The following is a 26315-nucleotide window of genomic DNA, read 5'->3' as shown; positions in this document are numbered from 1 at the left end:
ATAAATCGTATGAGAATATGAAAGCTATTATTTTGACGGGCGTTTTATCGTTTGCTTCTGTTCTGTCTTCTTCTGGAATACTGTTGGCCGGAAATGTGCTTACAAAAACTGCACGTGGGCTTAAATTGAATATGGAGGAAGATAAGCTGGTGACAGAAATTGTATTTTATACCCCCGAGATAGCTCGGGTGGTGAAATATCCTTCTTCTTCCGATACGATACCAGAGCGTAATAATCTTTCAGTGGTATTGGCTCCTCGTAAATGCAAACTTTCTTATGGGGAGGCCGACGGGAAATATACCGTTACGTCATCGGAAGTAATGGTGTTGCTGGATAAAGAAACTGGGAATGTGTCTTTCCAAACCAAGAATGGAGCCGAGTTGCTGGAAGAACAGGAAAAACCTGTGTTAATACAATATAAAGAAGGAGTAAATACGGGCGATTACCGTATCAAACAGGTCTTTAAGTTGGACAAGGATGAGCCTATTTATGGTTTGGGGCAGATGCAGAGTGGAAAACTCAGTCAGCGGAATCAGGATAAGTATCTTATTCAAGGAAACGTGGAAGATGTGGTCACATTCTTCCAGTCTGTGAAAGGATATGGTGTATTTTGGGACAATTATTCTCCTACTTGGTTTGTTGATAATGAAAAGGCAACCTTTTTTGAATCGGAAGTAGGAGAGTTCATCGATTATTATTTCATGACCGGTGGTAACGCCGACGGGGTAATAGCCAATATGCGTGAACTGACAGGTCAGGTACCGATGCTCCCTCTTTGGACTTATGGTTTCTGGCAGAGTCGGGAAAGGTATAAGAGTCAGAATGAGATTGTAGGAGTGGTGAGCAAGTATCGTGAGTTGCAGGTTCCGCTCGACGGTATCATCCAGGACTGGCAGTATTGGGGTGGAAATTATCTGTGGAATGCCATGGAATTCCTGAACGGGGAGTTTTGGAATCCTCAAAAAATGATGGAGGATATTCATGGCATGAATGCCAAGGCTATAATCTCTATCTGGTCTTCTTTTGGACCGATGACAAAGCCTTATAAGGAACTGGATGAGAAGGGAATGCTTTTCAACTTTCAGACATGGCCTTTGGCAGGACCTGATTTGTGGCCTCCACGGGAAGATTATTTGTCGGGGGTACGGGTTTACGATGCCTATAATCCAAAAGCCCGTGATATCTATTGGAAATATGCGAACAAAGGATTGTTTACCTTGGGAATGGATGGCTGGTGGATGGATTCTACGGAACCTGACCATCTGAACTTCAAGGATGAAGACCTGAATGAAGAGACTTTCTTGGGAAGTTTCCGGAAAGTGCGTAATGCGTATCCGTTGATGTCGGTTGGAGGGGTATACGACCATCAGCGTAAGGTCTCTTCCGATAAGCGTGTGTTTATTTTGACTCGTTCCGCATTTGCTGGACAACAGCGATATGGGGCGAATACATGGACGGGAGATATTCAAGGGACATGGGATTCTTTTAAGCGGCAGATTCCGGCTGGATTGAATTTCTCTCTTTCCGCTATTCCGAACTGGAATACGGATATAGGGGGATTCTTCTTGGGTGAATATCCGAAGAAACTGGCAGATCCGGATTATAAGGAACTGTATGTAAGATGGCTGCAGTTTGGTGCCTTTTGTCCGATGATGCGTTCGCACGGTGCGGATGCGCCTCGTGAAATCTATCAGTTCGGGAAAAAAGGAGAGCCTTACTATGATGCGATTGCAAAGTTTATTCATCTTCGTTACTCCTTGTTACCGTATATCTATTCTCTTTCTTGGGAAGTCACTTCACGTCAGTCTACTTTCTTGCGGGCGCTGGTAATGGATTTTCCAAAAGACAGGAAGGTGTGGGACATGAACAATGAGTATATGTTCGGGAAGTCCATTCTGGTGAAGCCCGTAACGGACCCGATGTACACTGGAATGCAGGGCGAAGAACGTGTTTCTGATTTTTCGTCAGTGAAGTCTACCGAAGTGTATTTGCCGGAGGGAGCAGACTGGTATGATTATTGGACTGGAGAGAAACTGGCAGGAGGTGTATCTGTGCAGAAAGAAGTTCCTTTGGATGTGATGCCTTTGTATGTAAAATCTGGAAGTATTATTCCTATCGGACCGGAGGTGCAGTATGCCCGGCAGAAATCATGGCAACAGCTGGATATTCATATTTATCCTGGTGCAGATGGTACTTTCTGTTTGTATGAAGATGAGTTTGATAACTATAATTACGAAAAGGGGGCTTATTCAGAAATATGGATGAAATGGAATGACAAAAAGCGTACCTTTACGATTGAAAGCAGAAAAGGCGAATATCAAGGAATGCTCCATGAACGGACTTTCCTCTTGAAAACGGCAGATGGAAAAGAAAAACAATTAATTATACGGGTAAAAAAATCAATGTAAAATTATGAGTCAACTAATTCTGATGAGATATATACAGGCTAATAAGATTTATGGTAAGAACCGGTGGCGTAAATTGGCAATGGGGGTAGCTCTGTTGTCCAGTTTGACTGTGGCTGCGCAAAATCCTATTATTCAGACTTCTTATACAGCCGATCCGGCTCCTTTGGTATATAATGACCGATTGTATCTTTATACCAGTCACGATGAAGATGGGTCTACTTGGTTTACCATGAATGACTGGAAACTTTATTCTACAGATGATATGGTAAATTGGACGGAACATCCCATGCCTTTGTCATTTAAAACATTTGAGTGGGCAGGAGGAGATGCCTGGGCGGCTCAGTGTATGGAACGCAACGGGAAATTTTATATGTATGTACCTGTGACGGATTTGAAGGGGGAGACTGCTATCGGAGTGGCTGTGTCCGACAGTCCTTATGGACCTTTCTATGACCCGTTGGGAACTCCGCTTGTGCAGGCTGAATACGGAAATATCGATCCTACTGTCTTTGTCGATGACGACGGACAGGCTTATTTGTATTGGGGAAATCCTAATTGTTATTATGTGAAGTTGAATGAGGACATGATTTCTTATGAAGGAGGAATACATGCGGTACCGATGAAACCGGAAGCTTTTGGACGTAGGGAGGGAGATCCGCAGCGTCCTACGTTGTATGAAGAAGCTCCTTGGTTGTATAAGCGTAAGGGAATGTACTATCTTTTCTATGCAGGAGGACCGGTGCCTGAACATCTGGCTTATGCCACATCAAAAGGTCCGGAAGGTCCGTGGAATTACGGAGGTACATTGATGGCTACTGAAGGAGGAAGTTTTACGAATCATCCGGGTATTGCTGATTTCAGAGGAAAAACTTATTTATTCTATCATGACGCTTCTCTCCCAGGCGGAAGTGGTTTTACTCGTTCTGTTTGCGTCAGAGAGCTGGACTTTCAGGCAGATGGGAAGATTCCGTGTGTGAAGATGGTGAAAGAGGGAGTCGCAAAAAGCTTGAAACCTCTTTGTCCATACCGGAAGGTGGAAGCAGAGACCATGGCCTGGTCGGAAAAAATGAAAAGTTCATATAACGCTCAAGTTGGGGTTTTTATTACTGCTTTAGCGGATGGAGCTTATACAAAAGTTCGGTCTGTGGATTTCGGTGAAAAGGCTCCGTCTCGTTTTTCAGCCCGTTTGTCTACCACTCACAATGCAGAGATTACGATGGAGGTACGTCTTGACGGACTGGATGGACAGGTGTTGGCAAAGATAAAGGTGCCGCGGACGGGGGGAAGTGACCGTTGGCGGATTGTGGAGGCACAGATACCGAAAGTGACAGGAGTACACGACCTGTATTTTATCTTTAATGGAAAGGCTCCGAAGGATCTTGCTTATTTTGATTATTGGAAACTGAATTATTAATTGTGCATGTCATGAAGAGGGGTTATCTATGTTTGTTGTTCTTCTTTGCTTGTGTATGGTGGAGAGGAGAAGGTGTGGCCGGGAACATCCCCGGCCTCTCGTCTACTTGTCAGGTAGAAGAATGGACGCTGAAAAAAAAAAACTGACCAGGTTATTTTCCGTCGGGCAGATACCCGGTTGAGGCTAATGCCGTTGACCGAAGGTGCTGTAAGGGTGGTTCGAAGCCGGGGGATTGCGCATGAGCTTCCGGAATTGGTGTATCTTCCAGTGAAGGCTCCAGCTTACACACTTAAGAAGGAGGACGGTGGGTATATTTTGACTTTAAAGAATGTAAGAGTAAAGGTGTCAGTATCCGACGGACGGATTTCGTTCCTTTCTTCGGATGGAAAGGTGATATTGGGAGAGGAAGGAGGTCAGATTCAGGCTTCTTCTGTACAAGGGGAACAGACGTATGTGTCCACACAGACTTTCCATTCTCCTTCCGATGAATATCTTTATGGACTGGGGCAGTTTCAGGATGGGTATTTGAATGTGCGTGGATTGACGCGGAGGCTGACTCAGGTCAATACGCAGATTGCCATCCCCTTTGTGATGTCGAATAAGGGATACGGACTTTTGTGGAACAACTACGGTCTGACGGAATTTAACCCGTCTTCTTCGGTGATTGCGCTCCAGAAAACGGGTGCTTCGGGTGATAAGGTGACTGTGAATGTGACTTCTACCGAAGGAGGTAAGGAAGAAGTACGTGAAAGTAATGTGTTTGCAGGTAGCCTGCAAGTAGAGTCCGACGGGCAATATGCTTTGATGCTGGACGTTGGAAGTTCCATGGCTCGCAGGCACAACTTGGAAATTGACGGACGTACGGTAGTAGACTTGAATAATTTGTGGCTGCCACCTACAGTTTCTGTACTGATTGACTTGAAAGCGGGAACACATCGTTTGAAGGCGGAGTTGACGAAGGAGGATACTCCTAAGCTGTATTTCCGGAAAGTAGACCAGACTACGACCTTTCGTTCTCCGGTTTCTAATGGCATCGATTATACCTTCTTTGCCGGGACGGCCGATGAGGTGATTGCTTCTTATCGGGCTGTGACGGGAGAAGTACCGATGTTGCCGGCATGGGCCTTGGGATACATTCATTGTCGGGAACGTTTTCATTCTCAGAAAGAATTGTTGGAAACGGCCTCTCGGTTCCGAAGAGAAAAATTGCCGGTCGATTTGATGGTGCAGGACTGGCAGTATTGGGGCAAATATGGTTGGAACGCCATGCGTTTTGATGAGGCAGATTACCCTTCTCCTCGGGAAATGGTCGACGGCCTTCACCGGATGGATATGAGATTGATGCTGTCAGTCTGGTCGAAGGTAGACCAGAACTCGGTGCTGGGAAAAAAGATGGCCGAGAAAGCCTATTATATTCCAGGCACTCCTTGGATTGATTTCTTTAATCCGGAGGCAGCTTCTTTTTACTGGCAGAATTTTCGGGATAGCTTGGTTCTCCCGATAGGAATAGATGCTTGGTGGCTGGATGCCACAGAACCGGAGAATGACGATTTGGTGGGGCGTCGGGTAAATCACTCAAGTTGTCCCGGAGAGGTGTTCCGGAATGTCTATCCATTGGTGGTTAATAAAACGGTATATGAAGGTCTGAGAAGCCTTTCTTCCAATGGGAAACAAGGTTTCTTTAGTCCCCGAACGGTCTTGCTTACCCGTAGTGGCTTCCCGGGCATTCAGCGGTATGGAGTGGCCACCTGGTCGGGGGATGTCGGGAACGATTGGGATACGTTTCGTCGTCAGATTGTAGCCGGATTGGGAATTTCTGTCTGTGGTCTGCCTTGGTGGACGTACGATGCCGGAGGGTTCTTCCGGCCGGGAGATGCACAGTATACGGATGTCCATTTTCATGAACGGTTTTCCCGGTGGCTTCAGACTTCGGTTTTTCTGCCTTTGATGCGTGTACATGGATATATGACGAATACAGAGTTTTGGAACTACGGAGACAAAGTGACGGAAATGGCCCGTAAATCGTTGGCCTTGCGTTATCGCCTTCTACCCTATATCTATTCAGAGTCTGCATGGGTTTCGCTGGAAGATGGAACAATGTTGCGTCCTTTGGTGATGGATTTTCCGAAGGATACGTTGGCGTTATCTTTGAAATACCAGTATATGTTTGGTCGTTCTCTGCTGGTTTCTCCTATTGTGGAAGAGGGACCTGCTACTTGGAAAACGTACTTGCCTGTCGTTCGAGGTGGGTGGTACGATTTTTATGACAATCGGCATTTGTCTTCAGGATGGGTTCAAACCTCAGTTTCTCCGGATTATATTCCTGTATTTGTCAAATCGGGTACAATTTTACCTTTGGCTTCTGGCTATACGGACGAGGCTAAGACAGCTTTGCAATCGGAGTGGGAAATTCGGGTGTATACCGGAACGGATGGTACTTATCAGCTGTATGAAGATAATGGAACAGACTGTGAGTATGAAAAAGGAGCTTGTTCCTGTATCCGTCTGACCTGGAATGAGAAAGACGCTACGTTGGTGATAGGTAAACGGAAGGGGACATTTGCGGGAATGAAGCCTGTTCGGGAACTGAAGATTGTGAAAGTCGCTTCGTCTTCCAATGGGGCGGTAGAAGTGGCCGAGAAGTCGGTCGTATATAAGGGAGAGGAGCTGAAAGTTACTTTCTGATAGAGTGTAAAAAAGGAAAATGAAAAGTGGAATCTAAATTTGTGAATAATGGAAATGAAGAAAATGATTGCGACGCTGACATCGTTGATGGCTTTGACTTTTGGACCTGTTTTTGCACAGGTTCATACAGAAGCAGGCAAGGTGGATGAGAATTTTCATATTTATTTGTGTTTGGGTCAGTCGAATATGGAGGGAAATGCAAAAATAGAAGCATGCGATACAGTGGATGTGAATCCTCGTTTTAAAGTGCTTCAAGCTGTGGATTGTCCGGATTTAGGACGGAAGAAAGGGGAGTGGTACACGGCAGTTCCCCCTTTGGCAAGATGTGGCACCGGATTGACTCCTGCAGATTATTTCGGTCGCACAATGGTAGATAGTCTTCCAGCCAATGTACAGGTGGGAGTGATTGATGTGGCCGTAGGAGGTTGTAAAATCGAATTGTTTGATAAAGATGATTATACTTCATACGTAGAGACTTCTCCGAACTGGCTGAAAAACATGGTGGCCGAGTATGATGGAAATCCTTATGCCAGATTGATTGAATTGGCCAGACAGGCTTCCCGCTGTGGAGTCATAAAAGGGATTCTGTTTCATCAGGGAGAGTCAAATACTGGTGATTCGGAGTGGCCGTTGAAAGTTAAGAAAGTGTACGACAGCATTCTTTCCGATCTTAATTTGAAACCCAATTCATTGCCTCTGTTGGTGGGTGAACTTGTGTCAGAAGGGCAGGGAGGAGCTTGTGCCTCTATGAATCCGGTGATTCAGAAATTGCCGGAAACAATACCTTCCGCGCATGTCATTTCATCCGAAGGGTGTGAGGCGGTTTCCGACAGACTGCATTTCAGTGCGGCCGGATATCGTGAGCTGGGTAAAAGATATGCGCTTACGATGCTTCAGATTCTGAAAACAGAATAAAAACTAAAAAGTCTGGTCGTTAAGTTGCGGCCAGACTTTCTTAGTGATGTCTTTTTATTGTTTTTCTGTTTTATCTTGTTCGTTCCGAGTGTCCTCTTCTAGTTTATCTTTGTTCTCTTTGCAATGTTCCATGTATTTGCTTGGAGACACACCATATAATTCTTTGAATGCGTTCGAGAAATAAGTGGTATTGTTAAATCCTACTAGTTGGGATATCTCAGAAATACTGTAATTCTTTTCTGATTTCAGTAGAATCTCCGCCTGCTTTAGTCGAATATTCCGGATGAAATCTCGTGTGGACTGGTTCGTGATTTCCTTAAGTTTCCGGTATAGATGTACTCGGCTTATACCCACTTCTGCCGCAATCATTTCTGCGTTCAGGTCCGGATTGTTCAGATTCTTGTTGATGGCTTTCATCACTTTTTTCATCAGTTTCTCATCTGCCGACTGAGGTTGAATAACTTCAATCTGTCCATCTTGTTCCTGTTTGCCACTGAAGTTGTTACGCAGTACTTCCCGGTTTCGAATCAGGTTTTCAATGGTGGTGATTAGAATTTCCAGATTAAACGGCTTGGCAATGTAGGCGTCAGCTCCCAATGAAAGCCCTTCAATGTAGTCTTTTTCACTGTTCTTGGCTGTCAGAAGAATGACCGGAATATGATTAGTCTTGATATTCTGTTTCAGCTTTTTAAGCAAGGTAATTCCGTTTATTTCCGGCATCATGATGTCGCTGAGCACCAAATCCGGCATGTGCGACATGATGATTTCCATGGCTTCTTTTCCGTTGCTGCAACTTAATACACGGAAATGGTTGCCTAATTCGGTCAGTAAGTAATTCCGGATGTCGTCTTCATCTTCCACAATGAGGACAGAATGTTTCTTTCTCGGTGCCTTTTTACTGTTTTCCTCCCCTTCATTTTCTTCTGGAGGGAGTGGAATGTGCTGAAGCGTATGATCTTCTGTGGAAGATAGAGGTGTTGTATCAGAGGAGTTTGAGGCCATATCTTCTGGGGAGAGATGGTTGCATCCTAGCGGGATGTGTATGGTGAAACTGCATCCTGGTTGGTTGTCGTTGTTCTTGACCGTAATGGTGCCATGATGCATTTTTACGAGTGACATAGACAAATGAAGTCCGATTCCGGTTCCTTTGCTGCGTGACCTGTCGTCGCTCACTTGGTAGAAGCGTTCAAAGATGCGTTTCATTTCACTTTCCTTGATGCCTGAACCGTTGTCTTCAATAATGATTTCGGCATAGTTGTTCAATGGAGCTTTTTCTTTGCTGTCGTGAATGGAATTAATGTAGATATTAATTTTTCCGTCATTTTGAATGTGCTTGAGAGCATTGGACAACAAGTTGAAAATCACTTTGTCAAAATTGTTCGGGTCCAGCCATACTTTCAGTTGGTCCAGTTGGGTGATAATGTTCAGTTGGGCTCCTTTGCTGGCAGCCTGATAGGCAAATGTGTCCTTGATGTCGTTGACAAAACCGATTAATTCCACTTCTGTAAAACTGAGTTTCATTTGGTTCTTGTCTATTTTCCGGATGTCCATCAACTGATTGATGAGGTTCAATATGCGTTGTGCATTACGTTCAATCAGGGAGTAGCTCTTCTGTCTTTCCGCATCGTTGTCGGTAGAGATTAATTTCTGGAGCGGGCTTATTATCAACGACATCGGCGTTCGAATCTCATGCGAGATGTTGATGAAGAATTGCAGTTTGGCTTCGTTGATTTCTTCCAGATGCTTGTGTTTCAGCATTTCTTGCCTTACCCTGTATTTTTCTTTTGCCTGATGTATGAAGACGGCAGCTATGCTGCCAATGATGGCCAGATAGATAATCCAAGCTATAGTCGAGTTATACCATGCTGGATGAATATGGATGAATATGGTTTTTATTTCCGATTCTGCAGAGCCATTGATAGCTTTAATCTTAAACTCATACTTTCCTACCGGAAGGTTGCTGAATGATACACGGGAAGTTCCTTTGGGCAAAGAATTCCATGTTCCGTTGTTCATGGAGTATACATAACTTTGAGGAACGATGAAATTGTCTGTAGCGAATTCAATGTAGAAAGAGTTGTCGTAATGTGCCAGGTTAATTTCTTTTGTATTGAATATGTCACTGTCTATTACAGGATAATTCCCGGATTTTGTAAGTTCGTTTACAGCTTTATCATGTAAGTAAAATCCTGTAAGTCTGATTTTACTTTGAAATTTCTGAATCTTGATGTCATCTAGATTGAAGAAAATGATTCCGTTGGTTCCTCCAAACAGGATTTTACCGTCGGGATATTGGCAGAACGCATTTCTGGAGAATTCGTTGTTGTATAAGCCGTCGGAAGTATAAAACGGAATGAAGGAGTTTTTCTGCGGGTTGTATTTGGCAATGCCCTGATTGGTACTGACCCAAATGTCATTGTTTTTATCCACTACGATGGATGAAACGGAGTTGTTAGGCAATCCGTTTTGGGTAGTGAATTGTTCGAGGACATTCAAATCCTTGTCCATAACCGTAATACCATCGGATGTACCGGCCCAGATACGATGTTCATGATCTTCTGCAATGGAATAGATAACAAGTCCGAGCAATGCTTTTTCTTTTCCTGCTACTTTTAGAGTTTGAGTATCTATACATTTAATGCCATCATAAGTACCGATGTATAATCTTCCATTTTGGGCATAGTAAAGTGCATCAATCCATTGGTTGACATCTTGCAATTCTTTGGTATTGTACACGTTGATATTTTCCTGAATGGACGTTTGTAAATCGGTGAAATAGAGTCCCATTCCCATTGTGCCAATCCATAATCTTTTATGAGCGTCTTCAGCCAGGCAGTACACACGTTTGATTTCGTTTCCGTTTTTGTCTTTCAAAGATACTTTGGTAAATCTATCTCCTTTGTTGTTCATGAAGGAAAGTCCACTCAGGTAAGAGCCTATCCATACATTCTTGTGGGAATCTTTGAACAGACACATCACTGTGGAGGGTATGTCAGGGTTTGTTTCAGGTGTCAAATGTCGGATAAAATTGTAATGGTTATTTAGCTGGTAGATTCCATCGTTATCAGTTCCGACAATGAGTTTCCCGTCATCATAGTCGCATAAGGCTGTGATGCAGTTATTCCCGATGTAGTTTCGAAGAGAGGAATAACTTCCGATATAACCAAACATATTGGCTTGTAAAGGAATAAAGGCTACCCCTTTCTGATAAATACCTACCCAAAGATTGGTACTGTTGTCTATTAGAAGGGAATGTACTTTACTTTTTTTGATGTTGACATTATCAATATAAAAATCTGTATCCGCAATCTTTTTTTCCAAAATATTATAGGAAACAATACCTTCTCCGTCAATGCCAATCAGCATGAAGTGCTCTTTTTGTTTCAGGTCCTTGATGGGAAACTCGGATTTAAAGATTTGCTGAAACGTATCGTCAGCCTTTCGATAAACGAATACTCCACGTCCGGTGGTACCTACATATACATTGCCGTATGAATCTTCTGTGCAGCAGTTGATAAACTGGTTGCCGTTGTGTGTGCCAAGCGAATAATCGTACCGCTTTCCGTTTTTATCAATTCGGATGATGCCATGGTATTCTGTGCAAATCCAGATATTTCCGTTTTTGTCTTCCATGATTTCGTTGATAGTATATCCACTCAGGGAAGGATTCCAGTCCTGAATCAGAAAATTCTCTTTGCTGTCTGTTGACAGAGTCTTCATTCCGTATCCGCTGGTTCCAATCAGAATGTTGCCGTTACGAAGTTCTGTGATACTTTTATTGTTATAAGACGGACTCGATTTCTTGATGGTTTTGAATGTATCCGACCGGTAGTCGTAGATTTGCAGTCCTTTGGTAGAAAGAATATACAAATGACCTTTGGAATCTTGAAATACCTTGTATACATGGTTTCCTATTAATGACGTGGAGTCGTTCTTGTGAGTCCTGTAACTAGTAAACTTTGCTCCATCAAATTTATTCACCCCGTCCTCTGTAGTTACCCATATATATCCTTTTTGATCCTGATATATATTGTTGATCATACTGCTGGAAATTTCTCCATGGGTAGTATATAACTTGCAAAATTGCCCTTTACAAAAGAGGGGCAATAGACAGAAAATAACGGTTATAATGAATGTTTTATTTCTCATTATTGACGTGGTTTGTAGGACTAAATTGAATCAAAATATTATTTAATAGATACAAAGTAAGTTATTTTTCTTTAGTAGTCAATGAAAAAAACATGGATTTTTTAGGCTTTTGAAAATAGATTTTAAGGGGTGTAAGAGAGTTCTTGTAAAAGTTACCTGGAAAATTATATAAGAGCCTTTGGGGAGGATTTTCCTTTTGTGATGTAACATTTCCGTAAGTTTTTGTTACAACAGAAAGGATGGTGTAACAATAGATATGAGGTTGGTATCCTGTGTGAGAGCCTGTTCCATGGCCTTTTACTATTTTTGTAGTGGTAAGAATCGATGAAAAATACAAGATATAATGTATGAAAACACAGGCTTATTTTAGTAGGGTATTTTGGACTCTTCTTTTGCTTTCTTGTTGTAGTTTTGGATTGTCAGCCAAAGTCACTTTACCTGCGTTGATTTCCGATGGAATGGTGCTTCAACGAAACGTTCCTTTGAAGATTTGGGGTACAGCCAGTCCGGGTGAAGAGGTGAATTTGACTTTCATGAAGAAACGGTATCATGCCGTAGCGGATGAAACTGGAAATTGGATGATTGCTTTGCCTGCTTTGAAAGCAGGAGGTCCTTATTCTATGACTGTCAATGACATTTTATTAAAGGACATTCTGATTGGGGATGTGTTCTTGTGTTCAGGACAGTCGAATATGGAATTGACGGTAAACCGGGTGATGGATAAGTATGCCGAAGAGATTGCATCGTATGAAAATTCATCTGTTCGGTATGTAAAGGTTCCGTATGCGTATGATTTTTCACGTCCGTTGGAGGATGTACGGACAATCAAATGGCAGCCGATGACGAAAGAATACGTCCAGAACTTCTCTGCTCTTTGTTATTTCTTTTCTAAACTGCTGGAGGAAAAGACAGGAGTACCGGTCGGAATTATTAATTCCAGCTGGGGAGGTACACCGGCCGAAGCATGGATTAGCGAGGAAGGGTTGAAAGATTTTCCGGAGTATGTAAACCAGAAAACCTTATATGAAGATGCCGCACTAGTGGCTCAAATAAAGGAGACCGAACAGCTGCATCAGTCGGCATGGAATAAGCAATTGTATCGGTCGGATGCCGGGCTGCATGGTGAAATGCCTTGGTATGCCGAGTCATACAATGATACGGATTGGGAAAGGGTAGATATGTTTTCAGATAATTGGGCACTTCGTAACGGTCGTCCATTGAATGGGACCCATTGGTTCCGAAAAGAGTTTGTAGTGCCCGATGGATGGGCAGGAAAAGACGTAGTATTGCGGTTAGGCTGTATGGTCGATGCTGATTCTGTGTATGTGAACGGACATTTTGTGGGGTCTGTTTCCTATCAGTATCCGCCGCGGATTTATCAGGTACCGGCCAGGTTCCTGAAAGAAGGAAAAAACCAGCTGACCGTACGTTTGTTCAGCTACGGTTCTTGCCCTTCCTTTGTAAAAGAAAAACCGTATAAATTGCTGTGTGGCAATCAGGAAGTCAGCTTGGAAGGTACATGGAAACATAAGATTGGAACGGTGATGCCTCCTTCCCCTTCTTCTACGGCTTTCCATTATATACCGACAGGTTTGTATAACGGTATGATACATCCTTTGCAGCATTATGTGTTCAAAGGGGTGGTATGGTATCAGGGCGAGTCGAATGTGGGTCGCTGGCGGGAATATTCCTCCTTGCTTACGGCAATGATTGCAGACTGGAGAACCCTTTTTCAGAATGAAAACTTACCTTTCTATGTGGTGGAATTGGCCGATTTCCTGGCACCGAATGACCCTGGACGCGCAGCTTGGGCAGAATTGAGGAAACAGCAGGCAAAAGCGGCACAGGAAAGTCCTTATGTAACCTTGATTAAAAATAGCGATACGGGTGAATGGAATGATATTCATCCGCTGGATAAGAAAACACCGGCTACTCGCTTGGTGGAAGCAGTAATACAGAATGAAAAACAAAATAAGTAAAAATGAGTAATATTCTAAGTCAGAAAGTGTCCATGGCCGAGAAAGTCGGTTATGGACTGGGCGATTGTTCTGCGAATCTCGTCTTTCAGATGATGATGATTTACCAGACCAAATTCTATACGGACGTGTTTGGTCTGGAAGGAGCAATTGCAGGTACCGTGATGTTAGTGGCACGTATTGTCGATGCTTTTGTAGACCCTACTGTGGGTATTTTGTCCGACCGCACTCAGACACGGTGGGGAAAATACCGTCCCTGGGTATTGTGGACGGCTCTCCCGTTCATGGTATTTTATGTGTTGGCCTTCTATAATCCGGGTATTGAGGAAAAAGGGCTGGTAGCGGTGTATGCAACCATCTCTTATACATTGTTGATGACAATGTACTCTTTTAACAATACGCCTTATTCCTCTTTGGGAGGAGTGATGTCGTCGGACATTAAGGAACGTACCAGTATCACTTCCGTACGTTTTGTCTTTTCTACCATTGCCCAGTTTGTGGTACAGGGACTTACTTTGCCATTGGTGAGCAAATTTTCGGATGGGGGAGACAAAGCGCATGGGTGGCTTTGCACGATTTCCCTGTTTGCGGCAGTCGGTTTTATTTTTCTTCTGATTGTATTTTTCTCGGCAAGGGAACGTATTACTCCACCGGCTAACCAAAAAAATGATACCCGTCAGGATATTAAAGACGTGTTGAGTAGTGTGCCTTGGCGGGCCATGTTTATTTTGACCTTGTTTGTTTTCATCACACTGGCCATGTGGGGAAGTGCCATGAACTATTATTTTGAGAACTACGTGGATAAGGTCGCGTTGTTTGCTTTTCTGGATAATATTGGGTTGGTGGCAGCAGAACCTGGGAACTCGGTCGGCTATCATGTGCTCAATGCCTTTGGATTGATTGTGACATCACCGGATAAGGCATACGAAGTAGGATTTGGTGTCTTTAATATGGTCGGGGCACTGGTACAGTTCTTCGGAGTGATTTTCTTATCTGAGTTTTTGGCGAACAAATACGGCAAGAAGCGTACGTTTATTGTGTGCCTCTCACTGACAGCCGTCTTTACAGCCCTGTTCTATTTCCCTGCTAAAGATAATGTGGGTATGATGTTTGTACTGAACTTCCTGAAGAGTCTGGCCTATGCGCCTACGGTGCCTTTGCTTTGGGCGATGATTGCCGATGTGGCCGACCATTCTGAGTATATCCATTATCGTCGTGCTACGGGATTTGTCTTTTCGGGTGTGGTATTTGCCTTGAAAGCGGGATTAGGCATTGGTGGTGCCGTATTGGGATTTTTGTTGTCCGGATTTGGCTACGCTTCCGGTTCGGGTGCCGTACAGAGCGATACGGCTGTGCATGGTATCATCTTGTCTTCCAGCCTGATTCCTGCCGCTTTCTTCCTAGTGGGAGTGGTAGCGTTGTTTTTCTATCCTATCAGCAAGGAATATAATGAGAAAATGCAGGCTGAATTGAGCGAACGCAGAAGTAAAAACGATTATTAATTAGGAAATAAACAGAAAAATGAAGAACAAACACATTGTATCGATGGCATTATGTAGCCTTTTTCTGATGGCATGTGGAAGCAATGTTTCCAAAATGACCGTTTCGGAAAAGTCATTAAAAGAGGTGGTTGGGGATAAATTTCTGATGGGAGTGGCACTTAATGTCCGACAGTCATCGGGTATGGACACTTCCGCACTGAAAATCGTGAAACGGCATTTCAATGCCATTGTGGCAGAGAACTGTATGAAAAGTGAGGAAATCCAACCGAAGGAAGGAGAGTTCCATTTTGAGGATGCCGACCGTTTGGTTCAGTTGGGACTCGATAACGGCCTGACGGTGACAGGACATTGCCTGATATGGCATTCACAGCTTCCCGAGTGGTTTTGTGTGGATGACAAAGGAAAGAATGTTTCTCCTGAAGTATTGAAACAGCGTATGAAAACCCATATTCAGACGGTAGTCGGACGCTACAAAGGCAAGATTAAAGGATGGGATGTGGTGAACGAAGCCATTATGGAAGACGGTTCTTACCGCAAGAGCAAGTTCTACGAGATTTTGGGAGAAGAGTTCATTCCATTGGCTTTTCAGTATGCGCACGAAGCCGATCCGGATGCTGAATTATATTACAATGATTACGGCATGGATGTGCCGGGACGCCGTGAGGGAGTGGTAAAACTGGTTCGTTCGCTGAAAGAAAAGGGCTTGCGTATCGACGCGGTGGGTATGCAGGGACACATGGGAATGGATTATCCGGACATCCGCCGGTTTGAGGAAAGCATGCTTGCCTTTGCGGCAGCCGGTGTGAAGGTGATGATTACAGAATGGGACATGAGTGCCTTGCCAACGGCCCGCAGAAGTGCCAATATTTCGGATACGGTGGCTTTCAAGAAATCCTTGAATCCCTATCCGGATGCTTTGCCGGATTCTGTCAATCAGGCATGGAATAAAAGAATGCAAGAGTTCTTTCAGCTTTTTGAAAAGCATGCCGACATTGTGGAACGGGTGACCGCATGGGGAGTGACCGATGAGGATTCCTGGAAAAATAATTTCCCGATTCGAGGAAGAAAGGACTATCCGTTGCTTTTCGACCGGAATTACCAGCCTAAAGATTTTGTACGGAAAATGATAGAAGAAGCATCCGATTCCGTAACGTCTGCAAAGAAATAAATGTTGAACTGGAGACCAACATCAAATGGTCTCATAAAATTACATAGTATGAAAAAGGAAGAAAGATATCTGTTTCCTGCCGATTACATGGCAGACCCGTCGGTACATGTATTCAATGGCCGCTTGTACATTTACCCTTCACACGACCGTGAATCCGGTATTCCGGAAAATGACAACGGTGATCATTTTGACATGAATGACTATCATGTGCTGTCTACCGACGACGTGATGCATGGAGAAATCGTCGACCATGGCGTGGCTTTGAAAGTAGCTGATATTCCTTGGGCCGGGCGCCAGCTTTGGGATTGTGACATTGCTTGTAAGGACGGAAAATATTACCTGTATTTCCCGTTGAAAGACCGGAACGACATTTTCCGCATGGGAGTAGCCATCGGTGACAAGCCGGAAGGCCCGTTCATTCCTCAGCCCGACCCGATTCGGGGCAGTTACAGCATCGATGCGGCTGTGTTCCGTGATGAGGATGGCAGTTATTATATGTATTTTGGCGGTATCTGGGGTGGACAGCTACAGCGTTATCGTGACAATAAGGCCATTGAACATCCGTTTCTGCCGGAAGCTGATGAACCAGCCTTGCCGAGCCGGGTGGTAAAATTGTCGGATGATATGCTCGGTTTTGCAGAAGAACCTCGTCCGGTGATTGTGTTAGGGGAAGACGGAAAACCGCTGACAGCAGGTGATCCGCACCGCTTCTTTGAGGCTTCTTGGATGCACAAGTACAAAGGGAAATATTATTTCTCCTATTCCACTGGCGATACACACTTGTTGTGTTATGCCGTAGGCGACAATCCTTATGGTCCGTTTGTGTATCAGGGAGTGATTCTGACACCCGTGGTGGGATGGACCACGCACCATTCCATTGCGGAATATAAGGGAAAATGGTATCTGTTCCATCACGACTGTGTGCCTTCGGGTGGAAAGACTTGGCTTCGCAGCCTGAAGGTGGTCGAACTGGAATATGACGAGGACGGCAAGATTCAAACTGTAAAAGGCAGTGCGGATGAATAAACGACTTTGGGGTAGTGTCTGTTTCCTGTCTTTGGCCCTGACGTTGTGGGCTGAAGACGGGAGCAGACTTTGGTTACGACAGACGCCTGTGAATCAAGCGTCTGTCTGTTGTTTAGTGACTTCTCCTACACTCACTGTGGCACGTGAGGAACTGGCCGCTTTGTGGAAAGGAGGGGAAGTGGATTTGCAGCTCTGTGCCGATGAGACACATCGTCGGTTGAGCAAAGAGGGATACACCATACGTACTTCCGAAGGAAAGACGGTGCTGGAGGCCGCTACGGAACAGGGATTGCTGTATGCAACTTACCATCTGCTGCGGTTGCAGGCGGAAGGAGCGGATTGTACCCGGCTGGATATTCAGGAAAAGCCGGCCTTTGACATCCGTGTGCTGAACCATTGGGACAATCTGGACGGCACGATTGAGCGCGGTTATGCGGGACGTTCTTTGTGGAAATGGGAGGACCTGACTGATTCCGTGTCGGCCCGTTATCGGGAATATGCCCGTGCCAATGCTTCGGTGGGTATCAACGGGACTGTGCTGAACAATGTGAATGCTTCGCCCGAGATTCTATCCTCCGACTACCTGCAAAAGGTGCGGAAATTGGCCGACGTGTTCCGTCCTTATGGCATCAAGGTGTACCTTTCGGTCAATTTTGCTTCGCCGATGAAGTTAGGAGGTTTGTCTACGGCCGACCCGCTGGACGAGGAGGTGGCCCGTTGGTGGAAAGAGAAAGTACAGGAAATTTATGGATTGATTCCTGATTTTGGCGGTTTTCTGGTGAAGGCCAATTCGGAAGGACAGCCCGGCCCGTGTGATTACGGGCATACGCATGCCGAGGGAGCGAACATGCTGGCGGAGGCTTTGAAACCCTATGGGGGAATCGTGATGTGGCGGGCCTTTGTCTACAGTCCGTCGGATGCAGACCGGGCCAAGCAGGCTTACCTGGAATTTCAGCCGCTGGACGGCCGATTCCGGGATAATGTGATGGTGCAGGTGAAAAACGGGCCGATTGACTTTCAGCCGCGGGAACCTTACAGTCCGCTCTTCGGGGCCATGCCGCATACACCCTTGATGGTGGAGTTTCAAATAACGCAGGAATACTTAGGACATTCCAATCACCTGGCTTATCTGGCCACTATGTGGAACGAGTTTTACCGCTATGTGCAGCCTTCTTCCCTGAAGGGGGTAGCGGGTGTAGTGAATGTAGGCGATCACGTGAACTGGTGCGGACATGATTTTGCACAGGCCAACTGGTATGCTTACGGGCGGTTGGCTTGGAATCCGGACTTGTCGGCGGAAGAGATTGCCCGCGAGTGGCTGGCACAGACTTTCACGACCGACCGCCGGTTTGTGGAGCCCATGACGCAGGTCATGATGGAGAGCCGGGAGGCAGTGGTGGATTACATGATGCCGCTGGGCTTGCACCATATTTTTGCCTGGGGACATCATTATGGGCCGGAACCTTGGTGTGAGGTGCCTGGGGCACGTGCCGATTGGCTGCCTTCGTATTACCATCAGGCGGACAAGGAGGGATTGGGTTTCGACCGGAGCCGTACGGGAAGTGATGCCGTGTCACAGTATCCGGATTCGTTGGCCCGGGTGTTCGATTCGCTGGAGCAATGTCCGGAAGAATATCTGCTTTGGTTTCATCATGTGAATTGGAATCAGAAACTTCGTTCAGGGCGCTCCTTGTGGGATGAACTCTGTTATAAGTATCAGAAAGGGGTAGACGAAGTGCGTGCGTTCCAGCGGATTTGGAAGGATATGCAGCCCTATGTCGATGCGGAACGCTATCAGGCGGTGGCCGAACGGCTGGATATTCAGGCACGCGATGCCGTGTGGTGGAAAGATGCTTGCCTGGAGTATTTCCGCACGTTCTCAAAAAAGAAATATCCTGAAGGAGTGGAACCTCCGGTATTTACCTTGAAGGAATTGAAAAAGGTGAAACTGCCTATCAGTAATTATGAATGTCCTACATCCGGCATGCTTCCGCGGAAGTAACAATTGGGATGAAGATGTAAGTAGATTTCTGAGGACTTTATGTCGATTTTTCGAGACATTTAAAGACTTGCTGAAAACGCCTAAGCGTTTGTCTTCAAACGCCGAAGCGTTTCGATCAAAACGTCGAAGCGTTTTATGTCAAACGCCTAAGCGTTTCCATTCAAACGTAAGGGCGTTTTGACTGGAACGCTTAGGCGTTTTTTATGTCTCTTGAAAGGACGGTTTTAGAACCGACAACGTATGTCGATACCCACTTGTACGGGGCGACCTTTTTGGGCAAAACCGCGGCTCATCGTCTCAAAGTAGAAGGCCTGGTAATCCTTGTTCAGGGCATTGTTCACCCAGATACCGATTTGTCCGTTACCTTTGTTCAGGCTGAGGCGTCCGTTCAGTGTGCCGTAGAGGGCCTGGCTGGCGTTGTTCTGCTCTGTCCAGTAGATACGGCCTGCCGCTCGGTAGTTGGCATCAAGGGTAATATTGTCCAATAGCGCATTGTTACGGAACGGGAAGATGTACTGTCCGCCTACGGTAAAGGTGTGTTTGGGTACAAACGGTACATAATTTCCGTTGTAGTTTTCAGTTTCGCTCACTACGTAGTCGGTGAAAGTGGCGTAGGTATAACCGTAGTTTCCGTTCAGGCTGAACTTGTCGGTGAGCTGGGCACGCAGGCTGGCTTCGGCTCCCAGGCTCCGACTCTTTCCGGCATTGACTGTGATACGTCCCAGTCCGCTTTCGGCGAAGCGCGACAATTGCTGGTCGCGGGTATCCATGTAGAAGGCAGAAAGGTCGGCCTGCAGTTTTCCGTTCAGCTGGGTGAGGTGCGAACCGATTTCATAGTTCCAGGAATATTCCGGCTTGTAGAGTGTGGCAGCCTTCACGTCGGTTTGTGGTGCTTGTGCCATACCGTTCAGCATACCTGCAATCATCTGTTTCTGTTCGTCGCTCAGCATGGGCACTTTGTTGACAATAGGAATTGTTACATCGGCCACATCTTTCATCATGCTGGCCTGCATGTCGTTTTGCAGCAAGTCGGAAAACATCTGGATGTTGTATCCTCCCGAACGGTAACCTTTGCTTACGCTGACGTAGATATTGTTGCGTGAATCAAAGTCGTATTGCAAGGCGAACTTCGGCAACAGCTGGATGTAGTCGTGCGACAGTTTTCCGTTGTAACTGTTGTTCACGTTGAAGTCCTGTGCCGGTACCATCGGGATGACTTTGTCACCAGGAGTCAGTGTGCCGCTCAGTGAGTAGGTATGAGTAAACTGGCAACCGCTGTAATAATCCAGCTTCAGGCTTTCATAGTCCATGCGGAGACCGGCGGTCAGTGAAAGACCTTTCAGACCGAAAAGGTCGTTGAAGGTGGACTGATGGAACACGGCCGCATTCAGGATAGGCGTGCTGAATTGTCCCGGGATGACCAGTTGTTCGCCGTTGATGACGTCATTGAAAGTCATTTTCATGGTCATCGGACCGGCCGATATGGTCGGCATGTATTTATTGGCATTGGTGTTGATGGTAGAGTTCAGCCAGTTGATTCCGTCTTTCTGGAAAGTGACGGGAGCCTCCGTGTCGAGCCATTGGTAGAAGCCGCTCACTCCGGTAGTCCACTGCCAGCGGCGTCCGGGTTTGGATTTGAGGACAATTTCCTCGCTCAGTGTCTTGGAGTTCTGCTTCTGCATCATGGTATAGATGTTCTGTTCCGTGAAGTCCTGGTCCAAATCCATGTGGTCACGCAGGTATTGGAAGCCGGTCACACTGCTCAGAATGAAATTGTCGGCCTGATATTCTAGATTCAATCCGGTGTTCAGCAGGTTACGCTTGTAGCCGCAGGCATTGTCGTAGGAGATGTGTCCGATGTATTGAGCTCGGTCTTCCTCTCCTTTTACCTTTCCGGTGTATTCATACGGATAACCTCCCTGGTTGGCGTATTCGTAGTTCACGGTGAAATCAAGTTTCAGGTTGTCGGTGGGCAGGTAGATGGCACGGATACGTCCGCCGAATTCATTGTCGGTATCAATCCGTTTGCCGTTGAAGTCATTCTTGAAGAACCCTCCCTTATGGTCGTAGAACAAACCTACCGAGAAGGCGAACTGGCTGGAAATACGGTGGTAGTGGGTGAGCGAGGCGTTGTAGTTGTTGTAAGTGGCCGCTCCCAAGCGAAGGTCTGTGCCCTGATAAGTGAAGGGTGATTTGGTGAACACACGGATAAGTCCGCCCATGGTGTTGCGTCCGTAGAGCGTTCCCTGTGGTCCGCGCATGACGTCGATACGTTCGATATCCGAGTAATTGAAGTCGAAAGCCGACTTGTCGATGAAAGGAATGTTATCGACGTAGAGACCTACTGCCGGTGTATTGATACGTGAACCGATACCGCGGATATAGACAGAAGTGGTCAGCTTGGAACCGTAGTCGGGGATGAACAGGTTCGGCACCAGAGCCGACAAAGACTTTACGGAAGTGACCGACTGGTTGCGCAGGGCACTTTGGGAAAACGAGGTCGATGAAGCGGCCTGCTGGCGCAGACGGTTGTTTTCCTTCGGTGTGGCAATGACGACTACTTCTTCAATGTCGATGACTTTGGTAGTGTCTTTGGGCAAGGCATCCACGGGAGTACCCACAGCCCATACGCTGGATGCCGAAGCAGCCCATAAAAAAGCGATAGCGGTATTTTTTTTCATTCTGTTGAAATATAGTTTAGTTAACGGGTGCAAAGTAAACGCAAATTGAGGGGACGGGCAATCCTAATAAATGAGGATTTTGCTAATTTTGTGTATCGTGAAGGAGTTATATATAATAAGGTATATGATATGAGAAGATTTTTGAGTTTGGCGGCGATGTGTGTGTGCGCACTTGGCGTCTGGGCGCAGGAAACTGTGGCTGTGAATACGGGCAATCTGGTTTCGCCCGAAGTAAAGAACCAGACCGTCACTTTCCGTCTGTGGGCTCCGGAAGCGAAGCACGTGTCTGTGGAGGCCGATTTTTTTGAGAAGACCCGGCAACAGACTCCACTGGGAGAAGTGGAAGTGGCTGGAAAGATTCCAATGCAGAAAGAAGAAAACGGAGTGTGGACTTATACCACCTCGGTGCCTGCGCCGGAATTGCACACCTATTGTTTCTATGTAGACGGCATGCGTATGCTCGATCCCAACAATGTGTATATGTTGCGCGACATTGCCACCTATACCAACTATTTCCTGGTCGACGGGGAGCTGTCGCAGAATTATCTGGTACGGGAAGTACCTCATGGTACCGTCTCAAAGGTGTGGTATCCGAGTCCCACACTGGGGATGGAACGCCGCCGGATGACGGTCTATACTCCGGCCGGGTATGAAGACAGTCAGGAAAGTTATCCGGTGCTCTACCTGTTGCACGGAGCCGGTGGCGATGAGAACGCCTGGAGTGAGTTGGGACGTGCCGTGCAGATTCTGGACAACCTGATTGCACAGGGAAAAGCAAAACCGATGATTGTGGTGATGCCCAACGGTAACGGAGGGCAGGAGGCTGTGCCCGGAGAATACCCGAACAGTATGTACAAGCCTTCGTTCATAAACCCGAAAACCATGGAAGGTTCTTTCGAAAAGGCCTTTCCGGATATTATGAACTATGTGGAGACGCATTACCGCACGGTGAATGACAAGGCACACCGGGCCATTGCCGGGCTGTCGATGGGAGGATTCCATTCTTTGTATATCTCGGCCAATTATCCGGATAAGTTCGGCTACGTGGGACTGTTTTCTGCCGCCATCAACCGTCAGTCAAAAAGTGAGAATGCGTATATTTATGAGAACTTGGAAGAAAAGCTGGCTGCCCAGTTTGCAGAGGCTCCCAAGCTGTATTTCATTGCCATCGGCAACGGGGATTTCCTGTATCAGGACAATGTGAAATATCGTCAGCTGCTTGACAAGCACGGATACAAGTATGAGTATATGGAAACCGACGGCGGCCATGAATGGCGCAACTGGCGGAAATACCTGAACCATCTGCTCCCCGAGCTGTTCCGCTGAATCACACCCGGTCGGCTTCCACGTATCCGTGCATGACCGCATAGATGGCCAGGCCGGATACGGACTTGATGCCTAATTTTTCAGTAATGTTTTTCCGGTGTGAAATCACCGTGGTCAGGCTGATGTGCAGTTTCTCGGCAATTTCCTTGTTGATGAGTCCTTTGGTCACCAGCCGGAGCACCTCTATTTCCCGTGGAGTCAGTTCATGTTCCGTATCCGTCGGTGCGGCGGGTACGGGATGATGGGTCAGTTCGTGTCCTCTTTTCCGGGTCTGCATGATGGTTTTCACCAGCTGTTCCTGTGGAAGAAGGATATTCAGGCTCGGGATGCCTGTCAGCAAGGAAGGTTCTCCGGCAGACAAGACAATGCATTTGGGCTTCCGTTCCAGAAAGAACGAGGTATGCTCGAAATAGACATGAGCTGAAACGAAATAATGCGCATACATGTCGGGGGTGTCGTCAATCAGTCGTTCGAAAGAGGAAAATGTACGGATGACAGCTTCCGGAATCAGTTCTTCCAAGATGGTACGCAATCCGAGGGCTGTCAGGGTATTGGGCTCGATAATGGCTATTTCAGGCTGGTGCATAAGGCGTAGGGATTAATGGTTCAGGTAATGGGCTACAGCCTCGGCGCAGCGTTCGCCATCGATTCCGGCCGAAACGATTCCTCCGGCATAACCGGCTCCCTCTCCGCAAGGGAACAGGCCTTCCACGGTGAGGTGTTGCAGGGTATCCTTGTCACGTACGATGCGTACAGGAGAGGAAGTGCGGGTTTCTACCGCAATCATGACGGCTTCGTTGGTTAGAAAGCCGCGGGAGCTTTTCCCAAAAAGTTGGAACCCCTTGCTGAGGCGTTCGCTCAGGAACGGCGGCATCCAGAAATGCAGGGGGGAGGATACCAGTCCCGGGCTGTACGAGGTGGCCGGCAGGTCGTAACTCAGCTTTTTCCGGGTAAAGTCTACCATACGTTGGGAAGGAGCTGTCTGTCGCATGTTTCCCTGTTGCCAGCAGATTTGCTCCAGTTTTTCCTGGAAACGCATCATGGCCAGTGTATGGACAGTGCCATCGGGCAGCTTTCCGTCGCGGAGTATCAGTTCTTCTGTGAGGGCTTCCTGGGAACCGGAGATAGGATCTGCCTGGAGTTGCATTTCCGGAAGCAGCAAGTCTTCCGGTCGCGTCTCGACCACCATGCCCGAGTTGCTCCACTTTGTACCGCGGTTGCTCGGGCTCATGCCGTTTACCACCAGCTGGTGAGGGCCACTGGCTGCCGGAACCACAAATCCTCCCGGACACATGCAGAAACTGTAGACTCCTCGTCCGTCTACCTGTTGCACGAAACTGTATTCGGCGGCGGGAAGGTATTTCCCACGCCCGTTTTTATTATGATATTGTATCTGGTCAATCAGCATGGACGGATGTTCCAACCGTACGCCAATGGCGATTCCTTTGGTCTCCAGTTGTACACCGTGGGCATACAGCCAGCGGTACACGTCCCTGGCAGAATGTCCCGTAGCTAAGATTACCGGTCCTAAGAAAGTCTTTCCGTCGTGAGTTTCAATGCCTTTCACTTTCTGTCCTTCAATCAGGAGGGCCTCCATTCGGGTCTGGAAGTGTACTTCTCCGCCGCAGGCCAGGATGGTGTTTCGCATATTCTCGATGACCCTTGGCAGTTTGTCGGTTCCGATGTGCGGGTGTGCATCCGACAAGATGGTCGGACTGGCTCCGTGCTGACAGAACACATTCAAGATTTTTTCTACGCTGCCCCGCTTCTTGCTGCGGGTGTAGAGTTTCCCGTCGGAGTAAGCGCCAGCTCCTCCTTCGCCGAAACTGTAGTTAGACTCGGCATCTACTTTGTGTTCCCGGCTGATACGGGCCAGGTCTTCTTTTCGCTCACGTACATTCTTTCCGCGTTCTATCACGATGGGGCGTAATCCCAGTTCTATCAGTTTCAGGGCGGCAAACAGACCTCCCGGGCCGGCTCCTACGACAATTACCGCGGGGCGGCCTTCTATATTGGGATAATTCGTGCGTTCAAACTCTTCTTCCGAAGGCGTTTCATTGACGAAAACACGGACGGTCAGATTGATGTAAATGGTACGTTGGCGGGCATCGATGCTGCGTTTCAGGGTACGGATAGCGTTGATAGTGCGGATGTCCAGCCCTTTTTCCCGACTGATGTATTGTTTGAGTGACTGTTCACAGGCTGCCTGTTCGGGCAGAATGCGGAGTTGGTATTCGTGAATCATATTTTTTATGGTGACTTTTTTGCAAAGATAAGATTTCTTGCTCGGTTAGGCGATTTGTAGAGTCTTTATTTTTCTAACTTTTTGGAAACAATATCGTATTTTGCTTTTAACTCTGTCATCTCTTTTATGAGAAGTTCTATCTTTTCGTCTTTTTCCCGTAAATATTTCATAAACTCGATTAATTGTTGTGAATCGTCTGTTTTCTCTGTTGGTTTTGTCTTTTCCATGCTTCCTTTGCCCATTATAAGCCACTCGGCACTGAGCCAATCAAATGTTTGAAGAATTTTTACAAGCATATCAAAGCTGGGCTTATTCCTTTTTTGGACGACTATACCTCTAATTGTTTGGTCTACAACGCCAATTTTCCTTGCAAAGGCAGAAACACTTAGGTTTTCATGTTCAATTATTTTTTGCAATCTTTCAATGATATCCATAAAAATAGCGAAAAAATCAATTAAATATTTGGTTATGTAAAACAAATGTTTGATATTTGCATTGTGATTTACTGATTCATGCAGCTAAGTTATAAAAAAAGATGAAAAGAAAAGAAGGAGTGCTGGGCTCCTGGTTTTGTCCATTTAAACACGATGTGTATGTATAAAATATAACAATGATATCAATGGTTTTGGTTTTAATAGGAAAAAGATTTTAGTTATATATTAACCTTCATTAGTGTCCCGTTAAAATGGGACGAGTTAAACAATTAATCAAATAGCCCGGAATCAGGGGATCATTTAGATCTTTGACATCATTGAAATTAGTCTTGTCGAACAGGTCACGTAAGTGGGTTTTGTCAGTCAATGATATGCTGAAAATTT

At 46.2% G+C, this 26315-nt stretch carries 13 protein-coding genes and 2 pseudogenes; 10 read left to right on the top strand and 5 right to left on the bottom strand.

What is annotated here, in order from left to right:
- The first annotated feature begins 17 nt into the window (after positions 1-17).
- From OCV81_RS10040 to OCV81_RS10025, 4 genes and pseudogenes are all read left to right on the top strand, one after another.
- A pseudogene (locus OCV81_RS10040) lies at positions 18-2416 on the top strand (TIM-barrel domain-containing protein).
- Between the two features lie 71 nt (positions 2417-2487).
- Positions 2488-3822, top strand: coding sequence for a glycoside hydrolase family 43 protein (locus tag OCV81_RS10035; RefSeq protein ID WP_262640316.1), 1335 nt, complete (start codon positions 2488-2490; stop codon positions 3820-3822).
- A gap of 186 nt (positions 3823-4008) precedes the next feature.
- Positions 4009-6507 (top strand): glycoside hydrolase family 31 protein, encoded by a 2499-nt coding sequence (locus OCV81_RS10030; protein WP_148329891.1) that lies wholly within the window; start codon positions 4009-4011, stop codon positions 6505-6507.
- Between the two features lie 54 nt (positions 6508-6561).
- Positions 6562-7419 (top strand): annotated as a pseudogene (locus OCV81_RS10025) (sialate O-acetylesterase); the annotation flags it as partial.
- Positions 7420-7476: 57 nt separating this feature from the next.
- Here the strand turns inward: OCV81_RS10025 and OCV81_RS10020 are convergent.
- A complete protein-coding gene (locus tag OCV81_RS10020) occupies positions 7477-11571 on the bottom strand; it encodes a hybrid sensor histidine kinase/response regulator transcription factor (protein ID WP_148329890.1) in 4095 nt (1364 codons plus the stop codon).
- A gap of 347 nt (positions 11572-11918) precedes the next feature.
- Here OCV81_RS10020 and OCV81_RS10015 point away from each other — a divergent pair, with 347 nt between their 5' ends.
- From OCV81_RS10015 to OCV81_RS09995, 5 genes are read left to right on the top strand one after another with little or no spacing between them, the layout of a single operon-like run.
- Positions 11919-13550 (top strand): sialate O-acetylesterase, encoded by a 1632-nt coding sequence (locus tag OCV81_RS10015; protein ID WP_148329889.1) that lies wholly within the window; start codon positions 11919-11921, stop codon positions 13548-13550.
- A gap of 2 nt (positions 13551-13552) precedes the next feature.
- A complete protein-coding gene (locus tag OCV81_RS10010; protein WP_148329888.1) occupies positions 13553-15049 on the top strand; it encodes an MFS transporter in 1497 nt (498 codons plus the stop codon).
- Positions 15050-15068: 19 nt separating this feature from the next.
- Complete coding sequence (locus OCV81_RS10005) at positions 15069-16217, top strand: endo-1,4-beta-xylanase (protein WP_148329887.1); 1149 nt, start codon at positions 15069-15071, stop codon at positions 16215-16217.
- Positions 16218-16265: 48 nt separating this feature from the next.
- Positions 16266-17243, top strand: a complete 978-nt coding sequence (locus OCV81_RS10000; protein WP_022353021.1) for a glycoside hydrolase family 43 protein — start codon at positions 16266-16268, stop codon at positions 17241-17243.
- Complete coding sequence (locus tag OCV81_RS09995) at positions 17236-19245, top strand: alpha-glucuronidase (protein ID WP_148329886.1); 2010 nt, start codon at positions 17236-17238, stop codon at positions 19243-19245. The genes OCV81_RS10000 and OCV81_RS09995 overlap by 8 nt, the downstream gene beginning before the upstream one ends.
- Positions 19246-19469: 224 nt before the next feature.
- On the opposite strand, the gene OCV81_RS09990 is transcribed toward OCV81_RS09995, so the two are convergent.
- Positions 19470-21926 (bottom strand): TonB-dependent receptor, encoded by a 2457-nt coding sequence (locus OCV81_RS09990; RefSeq protein WP_148329885.1) that lies wholly within the window; start codon positions 21924-21926, stop codon positions 19470-19472.
- 129 nt (positions 21927-22055) lie between these two features.
- On the opposite strand from OCV81_RS09990, the gene OCV81_RS09985 reads away from it, so the two are divergent.
- Positions 22056-23252 (top strand): esterase, encoded by a 1197-nt coding sequence (locus OCV81_RS09985; protein ID WP_148329884.1) that lies wholly within the window; start codon positions 22056-22058, stop codon positions 23250-23252.
- Position 23253: 1 nt separating this feature from the next.
- Here the strand turns inward: OCV81_RS09985 and OCV81_RS09980 are convergent, their stop codons facing one another.
- The 3 genes from OCV81_RS09980 to OCV81_RS09970 form a co-directional block, all read right to left on the bottom strand.
- The gene (locus OCV81_RS09980) at positions 23254-23838 is read right to left on the bottom strand and encodes a response regulator transcription factor (RefSeq protein ID WP_148329883.1); all 585 of its coding nucleotides are present in this window, start codon (positions 23836-23838) and stop codon (positions 23254-23256) included.
- Between the two features lie 12 nt (positions 23839-23850).
- On the bottom strand, positions 23851-25497 hold the full coding sequence (locus tag OCV81_RS09975) for an NAD(P)/FAD-dependent oxidoreductase (RefSeq protein ID WP_148329882.1): 1647 nt from the start codon (positions 25495-25497) through the stop codon (positions 23851-23853).
- 65 nt (positions 25498-25562) lie between these two features.
- Positions 25563-25931: a helix-turn-helix domain-containing protein gene (locus OCV81_RS09970; RefSeq protein WP_148329881.1), complete on the bottom strand. Its 369-nt coding sequence runs from the start codon at positions 25929-25931 to the stop codon at positions 25563-25565.
- Positions 25932-26315: the final 384 nt, after the last annotated feature.

This window comes from Phocaeicola fibrisolvens (assembly GCF_025567125.1).
In the GTDB taxonomy this organism is placed as follows: Bacteria; Bacteroidota; Bacteroidia; order Bacteroidales; family Bacteroidaceae; genus Phocaeicola; species Phocaeicola fibrisolvens.
This window is presented reverse-complemented; position numbering and strand designations above follow the sequence as displayed.